Here is a 15,223-nt window from a genome sequence, read left to right on the forward strand (position 1 = left end):
CTCACAACCAGGACAAGGAAAATACGAAATTAATTGCAATGCCGCTACTCGGCGCTATATCACGAGCCTATTTCGAACGCCGCTGTCGGAAGGCGCTGCGCTTTTCCGACCTACCCATGCTAGTCAGTTCTGTTGTCGATATTCCAGTCCAGACTTAATTCCGTGTCGCAGACTGCACAGTAAAAGATAGACTCCTTAATGAGGTTTATTGTGCTGCAGTGAGAGCATATCCTAAATTCAAATGACTCTGTAAATTCCGCTACCGCCTTGATGGAGGTATCTTCTAGAGATTTACTTAATGCATACCAGCATGATTTCTCAGGGCAATACCCTGTAGATTGATTTGTCGCGCCTACAATGGATACCTTCGCGGCCACTTCAAACGTAATTTCCCCAGCGGCTCTAACATAATCGCCAATAGCGCAGACGACATGCTCCATATGTCGGTCTCCAACATATAAGACGCCCTCCTTGTCGACAATGTAAGTCGCCACAACAGTCTTATCTCTGTTTAGGAACTGTCCGGTCCGCCTAACCCAGTCAAGTACATCTTGGCCGCTTCGAATTGCGAAGCGATCAACATCGTTACTAACCAGTGACAGCAAGTCCTCTGGACCAACGTATTTATAAAGAGGCGTAGCCACAAATCTATCCAATTAAAAATTTATTCAGAACAACGCATCATACTATTTAGTCATGACGGTTTAGTAGACTGAGTCATCCGACAAACAAGTCCGCACAGTCAGAACAGGAATAACATCAAGGTAATTTGCCCGCACTCTTTTCAGAAAAATATTCCAGCGCCGCTGTCGGAAGGCGCTGCGCTTTTCCGACCTACGCATACTTCTGCATGCGTCTTTATGACGGAATAAACATGCGACCTATTTTGAGATTAGCGAGCCGATGCTTAATCAAATGAACGGGATAAATCTTCCAGCAACTCCATGCCTTTTAAACCATGTTGATCTATCAACACCTTTAACGCTGACTGACAGTAAAGACTGTAGCCGTTGTCATAATCGGTTTTGAATATCATGGCGTCTGTAGGAGGAAACGACAGTTTCTCAATCGAAACAACTGCGCCAAAAGAGACAGAACGTTGACTTATTAACTCGTCCGCCGCCACCATTGTCAGGCAATTGAACAGGTAATAGATCTCCCCTTCACAGTTGACCGGCAGCAACTCTCCATAAGGCGCAATAGCCTCCGCCAAGACTCGATATGCTTTGGGTGATAGAACTATCGCCCCTGCGGTCCACATCCTTATATCGGGAATAGGTCCTCCTGTTCGCCCTTCAAAAGGTTTGAACGAGCCACTAAAGCTGTCATCCCATAGCGGTTGTAACGATAAATTGTGAGTAAAAAAGGACAAGTACCTTCTTTTTTCAGCCAATCCACTAACTTTGTTCAGGTACAAAAACCGATCAAAAATCAGTTCCTGGAAGTCACTTCCATTGGTTCGCATTCTGTAGATAGTCATATGCTTCGCCTGATGACCTATTAGCCCGAATATTGAATGTCGCTACTCCAACCTGCGACATCAAATTTAAGGCAGATAAGGCGCCTTATTGATCAAACGATCTGGACAGCTCCTCACTGACCTGCATGCCAGACAGGTGGCTCCTTTCGATAGCATCTTTCACGGCCTCCTGACAGTAGAGCCCCCATGTATTGTCATACGTAGTCTTAAAGATGGCGCGACTTGTAGGACTGAAATTCAGCTTGTCGATAGAAACAACACGCCCTCCCTCCATCGTTCTTCTGCTACCTGCTTCATCCGCGTTCACTATTGTCATGCAATTAAAAATGTAAAACCGCTCTCCCTGGCAATTAACGGGCAGTAATTCCCCGCATGTCGAAATCAGCTCTGCGAGCTCCTTATACGCTTTCGGCGAGAGGACCATCGTTCCTGGGGCCCACATGCTGATATCAGGAATTGGACAATGTGACTCATCGTCATCAGACCTAAACTCACCAACCCAACTCCCTTCCCAAAAGGGTTCTAACGGTAGGTTGTGAAGGCTAAAGGCTAAGTACTGTCGCTGTTCCTGAATATTTTTCGCTTTGCTCAGAAACAGACGCCGATCGAAATGAAGCTGTTGATAGTCGTAACTATCTGGCTGCAGCAAATATATTGTCATTATTTATTTGAAAAATTTGCGATTTTAAAACGTGCAGAGATTAGTCAATTAACAGTATTTTTTATATCAGCAGAAAGGTCGAAAAGCTGGCTTGCATCTATGTGCCGATAGGTAATATTGCCCGCCATCGCGGCGATATCACAGGCCCTTCGACAGGCTCAGGGCGAACGGTTTCTGGGTGGTTGTTGTCAATTCAGTAGTCAGATTTTTCCCGTTCCCATGGGGGAAAGGACATGTAAGCAAACCACAAGCGATACCCACTCATCCCGTTCGCCCTGAGCCTGTCGAAGGGCTTTCCAGAGCGTTCATCCAAATCCACCCCATTCAAATGGAAATTATTTCCCGTTGAGTTATTGATTTGCTCAAGATCACTGCGGGACTGCAGCCCTTCGACAGGCTCAGGGCGAACGGTTTCTGGGTGGTTGTTATCAATCCAGTATTCAGATCGCTCCCTTTCACATGATGAAGAGAACGTGTGAACAAACCACAAGCGATACCCTCATCCCGTTCGCCCTGAGCTTGTCGAAGGGCCTCCCAGAGCGTTCATCCAAATCCACCCCATTCAAATGGAAATTATTTCCCGTTGAGTTATTAATTTGCTCAAGATCACTGCGGGACTGTGGCCCTTCGACAGGCTCAGGGCGAGCGGTTTATTGGTGGTTGTTATCAATCCCGTATTCAGATTTTTCCCGTTCCCATGGGGGAAAGGACATGTGAACAAACCACAAGCGATACCCTCATCCCGTTCGCCCTGAGCTTGTCGAAGGGCCTCCCAGAGCGTTCATCCCAGTCCAGCCCCCTCAAGTGGAAGTTATTTCCCGTTGAGTTATTGATTTGCTCAAGATCACTGCGGGACTGTGGCCCTTCGACAAGCTCAGGGTGAACGGTTTATTGTGGTTGTTGTCATTCCAGCATAGCCAACTCGTTTTACTGCAAACGTACTTCCCGGTGCGCCAGCAGGCTGTTGATGACGCCTTTGAGGTGGCGGCGGGTGGGTTGTTTCAGGAAGGCGGACATGCCGGAGGTGGTTGCTTTCCACCACTCTCCCCGGCTGCGATGGTAATCGCGGTAGGCCGCCGCCAGTTGCGCCTGGGCCAGTCTGAGAGACTGGGGGTCCTGGGCTGTGGCGGTGTCCATGTGTCGCGATAAAATCGTTCTCACCGCCGCCAGGCGTTTGCCCATGCTGCGGGAGATGGCGCCGCGGCGAATGAGGTAGCGCATGTCCTGGGCCAGGGTGAATCCTACGTCGCCAACGGTGGATAGTTTCAGCCACAGATCCCAGTCGCTGGCGGACAGCAGGCTGACGTCGAAGCCGCCCACTGCGAAGAAGGCGTCTCGCGATACCATCACGCTGGAGGTGCCGACGACATTTTCGACATACAAAGTCGATGTGGCGCGCTCCAATGTGCAATAAGCGTGATCGCGTTTATCCCCTGCTCGCAGACCGCTTAAGGCGACTTCCTGAAAATGCGGCCAGAATTCGAAACAGCCGCAAATCACCGCGCTGTTGTTTTCGTGGACATGCACATAGTCAGTAAAGCTCAACACCGCATCCGGGTTCTGTTGATGATACGCCACCTGACGTTCCAGTTTGCCTGGCTCCCACAGGTCATCGGCGTCCAGAAAGGCCACCAGTTCCCCTTTGGCGTAGCTCACGCCCAGGTTGCGCGCACCGCCGGCGCCCAGGCCTTTGTCGTACAGCGCAGTGACTGCTCCGTCATATCCCAGGGTGAAATTACGCAACCACTCTCTGGAGCCGTCCGTTGAACCGTCATCAACAATAATCAACTCCAGGTTTGGATAGTCCTGCTCCAGTATGGAATTAACTGCATGGGGCAGATATTTCAGGCAGTTGAAAGAAGGAATGACGACGGAGATCAAAGGTAAAGGGGTGCTCATGTTGCTACCTCAATAGCGTTACGCTTCGCAGATTGCAAAAAAGCCAGACCAAACAACCTGTCTGGGTGTGTATAAGCAGGTATTTGCAGCATACGTACCAAGACGCCATAACACGGATCATCCCGGCGCATCGCATTGCGGCGTCCGCTCGGCGGCGCGCCCCGCCGCCACGGTCAACGCCAGCAGAATATACAGAGGCCAGATAAACCCTTGCGTCAGAAAGGTTCCGGACACGCAGAAGCCTGTCAGTCCGGATAACAATGCATTGGTCATCATGAGCTGAGTGCGGTCGGGCGTCGGTGAATAACTCAAGCGCCGCAGCAGACTGAAAATCTTGCGAAACATTCCCACCAGCAACACGATGAAAAAGCTGATGCCGATAAATCCCGTTTCCGCCAACACCTGAAACCAGGTCGAATGCACTGCATGATTTTTGCCGTCCCAATGCGGGCTGTAGAAGTAATAATTGGAGTAGAAATTATCGATACCGACGCCGGTGAAGGGATGCGCCAGCGCCATATTGAACGCGGCCTGCCACGCATATATTCGCCCCATGGCGGACTCATCAATGCCATCCTCCGCCGCGCCGCCGGAGGCGCGATCGGAAATGCCCGCGGCGGCGACCAGAACGGTCAACGCCATGCCGCCGAGCATCATCACCAGCATTTTGTTTTGCACCCGACGCCACACCAACACGCCGGTCACCGCCGTGATTCCCAACAGACCGCCCCGACTTTGAGTGCACAAGATCGCCCATACAATCACGCCATAAGCCAGCAGTCCCAGCAGAGTCGGCCAGCGGGTTTGCCCCCGGGTCAGCACCATGCTGGCGGCGAAACTGAGGGGAAACGTCAGCACCAGCGCCAGATCGTTGGGATCGCCGATCATGGACCCGATATCGCGTCCGATGGTGACCCGCGCGCCCTCCACCAACCCAATGCCGTTCAGCTTGTTGGAAATGGCGACCAACGCGATCGCCACGCCCGCGCCGATAAACGCCCAGGCGGCGACGGCAAAGTCCCTTGGCGTGCGCGTCAGCCAGGCGATGGCCAGCACCATGATGGCGATTTTGACGTAAGTGCCGGTAAATGCGCCCATGGCCGCGCCTCGATTAGTCGCCAGCATCACCCCGCAGGCGGTCAGTGCGAAGAAAAACGCAAACAGCGTCAGCTCACGGCTCCAGTACACCTCAATGGCCCTGGACACGAATAAGCGCCAGCTCAGCACCGCCAGCGACGCCAGCGCCAGCAGTTGCGGAATGCGAAACGGCCCCAGGACGGGAAACGCTTCATGCAGGCGAAAGAAAGAAAACAGAATAAAGCCCAGGCAAACCAAAAACGGCGCTCTGAACACGCCTACCGCCGCCAGTATTCCCAGGGGCGCCAGCCCCGCCAGCAAGGGATGGGGAGAAAAGTAGAACCCCAAAGACAACAGCGCCGCGCCGCCGGCGCCCAGCGTCAATTGGTTGCGCCGACTCAGGGCTTGCACAGCTCCGTCTCCATAGATGCGGCCAACAGACGCTGCTTACGCAATAAAGTCGCCCCGGCGCGCGCCAGCCCTACGCCACCGACACATAATGCCGCAGTAAACTGATCCATCTGAATCAACGCCGGGGTGAACACGGCGGCGCTCAATACGATGCTGAGATCACGCCAGGGATAATCCAGTCGCAAGCGACGCTGACTGGCGCAGACGAACACCGCGAAGCGCAAGGCGTATATCAACACGGAGGCGTACACCACGCCGAAGACGCCGCTGTGCGCCGCCGCAAGGGCGTATGCAGGAACGGCGACAACAGCGACCAGCACATTCAACCCCGTGGGCAGACGGGTGTTCGTTTCCACATAACAGCCGAGGTTCATCAAATGAGAGCACTGTTTCAGGCCCATGGCCAAGGCGAGCCAGGGCAACAACTGGGCCGCCATATCGTATTCAGGCGGCAGCAACCAGCGCAGCGCCCAAGGCCCTACACAGCCCGCGCCAATGGCTACGGACAACGCCATCATGGCGCCCGCCGCCGCGTAATGGGCGTTCAGGGCGACGCCATCCGGGCGACCCAACACGGTGAAGCGACGGGGAAACCACCAGAGCGTGTAGGGCTCGATCGCCAGCGCCACCACCAGCGCGAACTGAGCCGCCACGCCATATACCGCTAATTCTTCCGCACCGCCTAATCCCGCCAGCAGCCATCGTTCAGCGCCTTGCGTCAGGAAGATGCACAGACCGCCGCCGACCAGAGGCAAGCCGTATTTCAGCAAAGGCTTGGCCAGCGCCGCCGCAGAGGAAGGCGCCACATGACGACTCTGCACCGCCAAGGCCGCCAGAGCCAGCGCCGCATTGGACACAAGCGCGCCCCACAGCACAGCATCCAGTCCCATCCCCCTGCGCAGTAACACATACACCAACGCCGCGTGTAGACAAGCCTTGCCCACACTGAAACAAAAGAACCATTCCGCCCGGTCCTGCATACGCATCCAGGCCAGGGGCACAGAAATAAATCCGCTTAGCGCCAACGCCGCCAGACACAATGACAACTCCCGATCGCTGTAGCTGGCCGGCAACCATTGATTCAACCAAGACGTGGCAGGACGCGTGACAGCAAAGACCGCCACGCCCGCCAGACAGCTCAGGAAATACGCGCTGCCGATCACTTTGCGTCGCTGCTGTTCACTGGAGGCCATCCCCGCAAAGCGATACATGGCGTCCACCACCCCCAGGCCGATCACCAGCCCCAGCAGATTCATCAGCGTTAGCAGGACATCAAGACGGCCGTATTCGTGGGGCGACAGGTAATGGGTGATCACCGGCAGCATTACGAAGCTGACGCCCTTCATCAGCACCAGCCCCAACCCGTAATACACTGCCTGTCTGAACAGCGAAGACATGATTACAACTCTTGAATCGCCAGTGACAACAGGCGCGCCTGTCGCACGGAGGAATATTCCGCCACCACTCGTCTACGCGCGTTCAGCACCATCTTCTGTAACGCCCGATCCGAGGTATCCAGCAGATGTTGAAGCGCACAGGCCAGACTCTGGCTGTCTCCCGGCGCCGCCAGAAAACCGCAATCAGGCCGAACAATCTCTGCAGCGCCCATAAACCGGGTGGTCACCACTGGCAGCCCGACCGCCATGGCTTCCTTCAAAACCAGCGGTCCAGTGTCCCGGTCGCCATTAGGCGCTTCGCAAAACGGCGCCACTAAAGCGTGATAGCGGGTCATGGCGGCGCTGATCCATTCCGCCTCGCGGCCGCCCAGAAATGACACCTGCTCCTGCAGCCCCAGGCTGGCGACCTGCTCGCGCAGCACGGAAGACAGCGGCCCTTCGCCGACAATATCCAGACTGAGACGTTCCGCGGAAGGCATCGCCGCCAACGCTTCCAGTAAATGTTTGAGCCCCTTTTTCTCCGTCAGCCGCCCCACAAACAGAAGCCGACCTCTCGCCCCCAGGCCATGCTGATAAGGCAAACGATCCAGCTCCACGCCGCAGGGAATGTTAATAATCCCGGCTCCGCCACCGGCCAGGGAGCGAAACAGTCGTTCCATATCGCCGCAAACCGCCACGCTGAAATCCGCGCAGGACAGCTTGAGGCGAAGGTCCGCCGGGCTGACGTATACATCAAAGCCATGGCCGACAAATGAGCAGGACACGCCTATCAACCGCGCTGCGGCGATCGCCACGGCGGCGGAGTGCAATGCGAAATGCGCATGCAGATGACGACATCCTCTGTGCTGCGCCAGCGCCGCGACCTGGGCGGCCTGCAACAATAGCGAACGCGCGCGGATGCCATCCTGTCCCAACGCAAAACGGGCGCTGGGCCCCCAGCCGCGAAGGTTCTTCAACCAGGTGAACCAGCCCTGCCGACGACTGCAATCGCCAACGTACAGGGCGCCCGCCGCCAAAGCTTCATCCCGGGGTTGTCCATCCTGCTGCGGATAAGATAGCGAGATGGGCGTCACTTGATGCCCCAGGCGCTGCATCGCCCGCATTTCCACCCCTACGAAGGTTTCCGTGAGCACGGGAAATTGCGGCAGCACATAACCCACCGACTTCAGAGGCGCAGCCGCCGGCAGGTCCTGCGCACCTCGGCATATCGCGTTCATAACCCGCCCTCCGCCGACCGACGGCCTGAGTTCAAATAACCCAGCACCATGTTCAGACCGCGCACATGCAACGCTGAGGCATCCGTCAACAGGGCGTCGACGCCGCGTTTGAAGTCTCCTTCGCTGAGACCTTCCTGCAACAATGACGCGCGCATGGGCTCCACGTTATCCAGGTCCAGCCAGGCGGCGTAATCGAACACGCCACTGGACGCTTTACCCCAACAAGGCTGACGCCCCAGTCGGGCGGCCAGCCCCGGATAGCGTTCCCGCCAGCGCAGTCCCGAACGCAGGGGTCTGCCGGTTTTATCCCAGTCAACGCTGGCCAGCGACGGGCTTAGTTTGGCGATGGCTTTGCGGTGAAACAGACTGCCCAGGCGCAGACGCACCGGCAGCGCGCCCAGGGTCTCAAGCACGTTGGGATGCAAGAAGGGATGGCAGCGCTCGTAATCGTTGTCCAACAGTTGTTGGCCGGACACCACCATGCGCCCGACCCGCTCCGCCAGATAGACGTTGTCCATCAGATCCGCAGCGTCAGTTTCACAATCGTGATAGCGGTCCAGCATCATCTGAAAGCGCGCTTCCAGACGTCCCCCCAGTTCGGGGAATGCGCGAATGACCGGGTTGGCGAGCTTGCCGAATTCTTCCCGAATATATCGCCGCGCATAAGGCAGCAGGCGCGAGGCCAGCCTTTCCACCGCCATCAGCGAATAACCCGGCGCGCCGCGATCGTAGTAAAAGGCCCGGAACGTCTCCGCGCCCGTCCCCGTGATGACGGTAAAGCCCCGGGTCTGATCCAGCAGCGTTTCATCCGCCAGGGCGTGGCCGTGTTGCACCGGCACTTCACAGCCGCCCCGCAAGGCAATGCGTTTCATGGACGTCCAGCGATCCGAGCCGCGCATATCGCCGGCGAAAAAAGGCAATCCATGGGACTCGGCGATATTCCTGGCGATGCGCATGTCCGACGAGTCGGGACAGCCATAGCTGAACGCCACCGGTTTATGCCCCAGCTTCAACGCCGCCGCCAGAATCAAGCGCGAGTCGAGACCGCCGGACAGGGAAACCGCTACTCGTGGACTGGACTGAAAACACTTGTCCACCGCGCCGACAAAAGCGTCGACAGCCTCGTTGAGCGTAGCGCAACGCACTTTCTGCAGTCGATAAGGGGGAAAGTCCCGCAACTGTAGCTGGCCATCGCTGGAAAAATGGAAGCACCGGGACGCGCGCAATTGCGTGACGCCCCGCATGATCGACTGCTCGTCCATCACCTGCCCGAAAGCCAGCAAGTCAAGCATCGCCTGCGGGTTGATCTGCGCCTCGTCTCCTAACAACTCCAGCATGACGCCTCGATCCGAGGTCACTGTTAACTGGCTTGAACGGTGACAATAAAGAATCGGAAACAGACCCAGGCGGTCTGTGCAGCCGGCGACTTCATTGCGTTCCCGGTCGACATAAATCCAGGAGCGGCCCCAATAAGGCTTGAACAGACCGCGACGACAATTGCCTCTGATTTCCGCATCCTGATCGCAGTGCGCGGGATCTCCCCACGCCAGCAGATGAAATCCGGGACCGGAAAAGTGCGTCAACGCGCTGTGAGCATTGCGTTTGAACATAACGGATGCGTCACGCTCCAATGAAAGGACGGGGCGCCCCTGCTGTAGGGGAATGCTGATGCTGCAAATAGTCATACTCGTTCCTCATGGTTTTGCTACGAGTCGTTTCAACATCTGCGCCAGTTAGTTAAATTCCCGCGAATATTCTTTCACAGCAGTGACTTAGCGATACTCCCATCTCATTTTGATTTGGCGGATATCCCGCTCCATTTGTAATTTGCAAATCAAAACGCCATGACGAAGGCATCGCACTAAGGCCAGTTTCACCCTTGTCACAGGCTAAGATTCTGATCCCTCGGGGATAATTCGCTTTGGCCCACAAACTGCGTAGGACCTTTCAAACCATCCGAGGAGGTCGACGATGAACACATTCTCCGGGGCTACATTAAGAGCCCGCATCAAACACAGCGACTCCATGGCGGCGAGCGCACTGCGCGCCGTCTACTTCGGAATTCGTCGCTTTCAGATTCCTTGCATTCCCGTTCTGCACAAGCCGCTGTATCTGGCTCATCGCAGCCTGAGCGGCATGCTGGAGAATCTGTCACGCATTTTCTACTGGACGCCAATGTTTCAGTCGCGGCTGGAATCCCCCGCCCGCAACCTTTATCTGTACTCCGGCATGCCGCTGGTCACCGGGGCGCTGAGCGTGCAAATGGGCGCTGACTGTCGGGTATCAGGGCTCTCCACCTTTTCAGGCAGAACATCGTCTCCCAATACGCCCCGGCTGATCGTCGGCGACAACGTGGACATCGGCTGGCAAACCACCATCGCCGTGGGTTCCGAAGTCATTCTGGGAGACAACGTGCGCATCGCCGGACGCGCCTTTCTGGCGGGCTATCCCGGTCATCCTCTGGACGCGGCGGCGCGCGCCGCCGGCAAGCCTGAAACCGACGACCAGGTCGGCCCGATCATATTGGAGGACAACGTCTGGCTAGCCACCGGCGTCAGCGTGATGGCGGGGGTGCGCATCGGCCGCAATACCATTGTGGCTGCCGGCAGCGTGGTCACCCGCGACCTTCCTGCCAACGTGCTGGCGGGGGGCGTTCCAGCTCGAGTGCTGAGGACCCTGACGGAGGAGGAATGAGCCATGATGAACGCCACGCAAAAGCCGCAACTGATCGTTTTCGGCGAAGACTGGGGCGCCCATCCCAGCAGCACCCAGCACCTTATCCGTCATCTTGGCGACGACTATGAGGTCATCTGGGTCAACTCCATTGGACTGCGCCGCCCGCGCCTGACGCGACATGATTTACTGCGTCTGTGTCGCAAGCTGATGTCCCGTTTAGGCGCCAACGCTCAACGTACAAATCAACAGGGCGCGCAGGACGCCGCGCCTTGTCGCCTGATCAATCCGTTAGTGATTCCTCTGTTCGGCTCGCGACTGGTCAGACAACTCAACGCAGCGCTGCTCAAACGCCAGCTGACGCCCTATATCCGCAAAGACAGCGCGCTGATTCTGTGGTCCTCCCTGCCGTCAATGGCGGACCTGGTAGGACGCCTCGGCGAACGTGGCGTGGTCTATTACTGTGGCGACGATTTCCGCAGTCTCGCGGGCGTGGATCACGGACCCATCGCGGCGATGGAATCCGAACTGGCGGGCAAGGCGGACAAAATCTTTGTCGCCAGCGAAACCCTGGGGAATCGCTTCGCCGCCGCCAAAACCGAGTGGCTGCCTCACGGCGTGGACTACCGCCTGTTCAGCTCGCCGCAGCCGCGACCAGGGGATCTGCCGGCGGAAGGCCCGGTGGCGGGATTCTACGGTTCGGTGTCGGAGTGGTTCGATGTCGAGCTGATGAGCCATTGCGCCCGCGCCCTGCCCCACTGGACCTTTGTGGTCATCGGCGCCGTTCAGACTGACGTAGAGCCGCTGCGCCGCCTCGACAATGTCCGCCTGCTGGGACCACGTCCGCATCACGAGTTGCCCGCCTACGCGCAACACTGGCGCGCCTCCCTGCTGCCGTTTCGACGCAATGGCCAGATCATGGCCTGCAACCCGCTCAAGCTGCGGGAATATATGGCGGCGGGCGCCAGTATCGTCTCCACCCGTTTCCCAGCGGTGGAGAGCTACGGTGATCTGCTGCGCATCGCCGATTCCGCCGCGGACTTCGTCGATGCGTTAAAGCAGATCGAGGCCTGCCCGTTCCACGCCAGCGCCAACCAGCTCAGACAAGCCGCCGCGCAGGAGTCCTGGTCGCGACGGGCGCAAACCGTCAAACAATGCCTGAAGCAATTTGCGCATAGCGCCGCACAACTCGACGCAAAATGCGAGCAGCCAAACAAGGCGGCTCATAGTTCGTTGATTTAACGTACAAAAATAGTTGGAACGCTTTTTGGTTCTCTTCATCACAAGCCAGATATTCAGGCGCGCAAACTCACTCAAGCAGACGGACATCGACATGAACAAATGGGTTAAAACTTTACCAATCATCGCGGTTCTATTACAGACCGGATGCGCCATGCAAAGCGAACGGATGGACATAGAACGCGTCAACCAAACCCTGTTCGCAATGACGCAAACGCCCGCTGAAGAAACCGCGCCAGCCTTTCTGACCCTGACTATCGACGCCATAGACGCGCCCCTGCAAAGCCCAGGCTGGAAACAGTTGGAAGCACGCGCCATGGCTTTCGTCAGCCGTTGCGCCGCCTGTCTGGACAAGGGGTTGATGCTGCAAGTGGCGGCCACTGACGCCGCGCAACCGTTCCAGGCGCTCAATGAAAGCCTGCGTTGGGGCGGCAAGCTGCGCGCTTTGTTAGCGATGCAAGGCCTGCCAGTGGACATCCGCTTCGACCCCAGTCTGCCCGCCTCCAGCGCGCGCCTGAGCGCCAAGGGGTAAGCGATGCGCGTCGGCGTCTTCCTGAATTTGCACTACATGGCCGCGGCGGCCTGGCGACGCCGCTACGCCATCGTAGCGCCTTTGCTGGCGGCGCCGTTTCTGGCTTTGCTGATCGGCGCCGTCACACCGAAGAAATATCAGAGCTACACCACGCTGCTGATTCAGGAAACGTCAAAACTGAATCCGTTCCTGGCGGATTTCTCCGTATCCACCCAGCTCAAGGAGCGCATGGCGGCCCTGCAAGCGCTGCTGCATTCGCGCCATATGCTGGGTGAAGTCGCCATGGAAATGGGTCTGGGCGATAAAGACAGCGGCCGCATCGGCGACCCGGTGCTGAACCGGCTTTCCCACTCCCTGAAGGTCGAGCTGATCGGCTCCGATATCATCAAAATCAGCCTGACGGATTCCTCCCCTCATGATATGGCGCGCACGCTGGAGGTCACTTCCAAGCATTTTCTGAATGTGCTGCTCGCTCCGGAACGCTCTTCCATCGACGCTTCCGAAAACTTTCTGGAAGAACAACTGTTGGCGCAGCAGCAGGCGCTGCTGGCGGCGGAGAACACGCTGGCGACGTTTAAGTCCCAGTACAGCGGCAGCCTGCCCGGGCAGATGCACTTTGATATCGAGCAGTTGCGGGAGACGGAAAAGCAACTGCAGATCAAACAGGTCGAGCTGGCGGGCGCTGACGCCGCCATCGAGACGCTAAACACGCAGTTACTCAAGGCCAACCCACTGCTGGCGTCCATTGAGGCGGACATCATTCGCGCCAGCGCCGAACTGAACCAACTGCAGGCCCGCTACACCGACAAACACAGCCTGGTGGTGGCCGCCAGACACAGCCTGCAGCGGCTGCGTCAGGAGCGCGATACGCTGGTGACCCAGACCCGGCGCATGAGTCCGCAGAACATCGACGAACTCTGGCGTCTGGCGGCGGAATTCGCTGACGCAGGGGAAGACCGCAGCGCCACTGGCAGTCGGGTCAGCCCGTTACTGGTGTCGCAACTGGAATCCATTCAGCAGGCGCAGTCCCGCCAGCAGCAGCTAACGCAAGAGACCGCCAGCCTGCAGCAGACCCTGACGCGCCTGAAAACCAAGCTCGACAGCTTCGCCCAGGTAGAACAGCGACTGCGGGAGTTGGAGCGGGATATCGTGACCAAACAGCATATCTACGACGACCTGCTCAAGCGCTATGAAATGGCCAAAGTCACAGGCGCTCTGGGGCGCTTCGAAGAACACGACCGGGTCAAGATCATCGATCGCCCGTTCACGCCCCATGCGCCCATCAATCTGCCTCTGGTGGTCTATTTCATCAGCGGCGCCCTGGGCGGGTTGTTTCTCGGCGCAGCCATCGCCGTGATTCTGGAAATTATCGACACCAGCATTATCCGTCGCGATGTGGCGGAAAAAATTATCGGCGCGCCAGTCATCTCGCGCCTGCCGGACTTCAGGCAAGTCGCCATAGGATTTCAATCCGCTCGCGACCTGACGCCGGTTGAACCCTGATCGCAGTCCATTTAACGAGGTATACCCATGACATCGACATCTTCTCAGCGCAAAGTGGTCGTCCAGGTAGTGCAGCATTTGTCGCCGGGCGGCATTGAAAGCATTTGTCTGGAATTGCAGAGTTTCGCCGGCGCCAACGCCGAGGTGCATCTGGTCAGCCTGGAAGGTCGGGAGTCGCAAATGGTCTCCCTGTGGCCGCGCCTGAGTCAGTATGCCGGCGTCATGCACTTCCTCGATAAACCCCCCGGTCTACAACCGCGTCTACTGCTGAAGCTGGCGGCGTTGTTCAAAACCCTCAAGGCGGATGTGGTGCATACCCATCATATCGGTCCGTTGCTTTACGGCGGCGCGGCGGCGCGTCTGGCGCGCATTCCCGTGTTGATTCATACCGAACACGACGCCTGGCATCTGGGTCTGGACAACCATCAGAGCCTAGCCTCCAAATGCCTGAAATTCATTCGCCCGCAACTGGTGGCGGACGCCGAAATCGTCGCTGATCACATCAGGAGCCGTATTCCTCACGCGCAGCCACGGGTGATTCCCAACGGCATAGATACGCGTCGCTTCAAGCCTGGAGACAAGGCCGCCGCACGGCGCTCATTCGGGCTGCCGGATGATCAGGCGATCATCGGCTGCGCCGCGCGTATGCATGAAGTGAAGGGACATGACGTTCTGCTCGACGCCATGTTTCGCCTGCCGCCCAACGTGCATCTCGCTCTCGCCGGCAAAGGCCCGCAGGAAGCGCAACTGCAACGTCAGGTGCGGGATCTTAATCTCAGCGATCGGGTGCATTTTCTGGGCCTGGTGGATGATATGCCGCGCTTTTATCAGGCGCTGGATGTGTTCTGTCTGGCGTCGAAAGCGGAAGGAATGCCCTTGTCTCCCCTGGAAGCACAGGCCTGCGGCGCACGCGCAGTGATCACCGATGTGGGCGGCAGCCGCGAAGCGTTGTGTCCGACTACCGGCATTCTGGTGCCAGCGGATAACTCCGCGGCCCTGGCCAAGGCGCTGCGTTACAGCCTGCGCACCACGTTGAGCGCCGACCCCAGAGATTTCGTCATGCGACACCGGGATATCCGCGGCATGGTCGCCGCGTACGACCAGTTGCACAGCGTCGCCTGCTGAACGCGGACG

At 57.5% G+C, this 15,223-nt stretch carries 11 protein-coding genes; 5 read left to right on the forward strand and 6 right to left on the reverse strand.

The genetic code is table 11. From position 1 onward, the window contains the following. Positions 1–907: 907 nt before the first annotated feature. The 6 genes from ACQYWX_RS17395 to ACQYWX_RS17420 all read right to left on the reverse strand — a co-directional run bounded on the left by ACQYWX_RS17395 (position 908) and on the right by ACQYWX_RS17420 (position 9,827). A complete protein-coding gene (locus ACQYWX_RS17395; RefSeq protein ID WP_431685740.1) occupies positions 908–1,480 on the reverse strand; it encodes a hypothetical protein in 573 nt (190 codons plus the stop codon). Positions 1,481–3,068: 1,588 nt separating this feature from the next. Continuing rightward, the gene (locus tag ACQYWX_RS17400) at positions 3,069–4,040 is read right to left on the reverse strand and encodes a glycosyltransferase family A protein (protein ID WP_431685741.1); all 972 of its coding nucleotides are present in this window, start codon (positions 4,038–4,040) and stop codon (positions 3,069–3,071) included. A 117-nt stretch (positions 4,041–4,157) separates the two neighbouring features. Further along, entirely contained in the window at positions 4,158–5,528 is a 1,371-nt protein-coding gene (locus tag ACQYWX_RS17405; protein WP_431685742.1) for an O-antigen ligase family protein, read from the reverse strand. After that, the gene (locus ACQYWX_RS17410) at positions 5,516–6,925 is read right to left on the reverse strand and encodes a lipopolysaccharide biosynthesis protein (RefSeq protein WP_431685743.1); all 1,410 of its coding nucleotides are present in this window, start codon (positions 6,923–6,925) and stop codon (positions 5,516–5,518) included. The genes ACQYWX_RS17405 and ACQYWX_RS17410 overlap by 13 nt, the downstream gene beginning before the upstream one ends. 2 nt (positions 6,926–6,927) lie before the next feature. Then, on the reverse strand, positions 6,928–8,142 hold the full coding sequence (locus tag ACQYWX_RS17415; protein WP_431685744.1) for a glycosyltransferase: 1,215 nt from the start codon (positions 8,140–8,142) through the stop codon (positions 6,928–6,930). After that, on the reverse strand, positions 8,139–9,827 hold the full coding sequence (locus ACQYWX_RS17420; protein WP_431685745.1) for an asparagine synthase-related protein: 1,689 nt from the start codon (positions 9,825–9,827) through the stop codon (positions 8,139–8,141). The genes ACQYWX_RS17415 and ACQYWX_RS17420 overlap by 4 nt, the downstream gene beginning before the upstream one ends. A gap of 286 nt (positions 9,828–10,113) precedes the next feature. Between ACQYWX_RS17420 and ACQYWX_RS17425 the strand changes: the two genes are divergently transcribed. From ACQYWX_RS17425 to ACQYWX_RS17445, 5 genes are all read left to right on the forward strand, one after another. Then, entirely contained in the window at positions 10,114–10,836 is a 723-nt protein-coding gene (locus ACQYWX_RS17425; protein ID WP_431685746.1) for an acyltransferase, read from the forward strand. A 3-nt stretch (positions 10,837–10,839) separates the two neighbouring features. After that, entirely contained in the window at positions 10,840–12,057 is a 1,218-nt protein-coding gene (locus ACQYWX_RS17430; RefSeq protein WP_431685747.1) for a glycosyltransferase, read from the forward strand. Between the two features lie 91 nt (positions 12,058–12,148). Beyond that, entirely contained in the window at positions 12,149–12,586 is a 438-nt protein-coding gene (locus tag ACQYWX_RS17435; protein ID WP_431685748.1) for a hypothetical protein, read from the forward strand. Between the two features lie 3 nt (positions 12,587–12,589). Further along, a complete protein-coding gene (locus ACQYWX_RS17440) occupies positions 12,590–14,089 on the forward strand; it encodes a GumC family protein (protein ID WP_431685749.1) in 1,500 nt (499 codons plus the stop codon). Between the two features lie 27 nt (positions 14,090–14,116). Continuing rightward, entirely contained in the window at positions 14,117–15,214 is a 1,098-nt protein-coding gene (locus tag ACQYWX_RS17445) for a glycosyltransferase (protein WP_431685750.1), read from the forward strand. Positions 15,215–15,223 lie beyond the last annotated feature (9 nt).

This window comes from Hahella sp. NBU794 (assembly GCF_050749805.1).
Taxonomy (GTDB): Bacteria; Pseudomonadota; Gammaproteobacteria; order Pseudomonadales; family Oleiphilaceae; genus Hahella.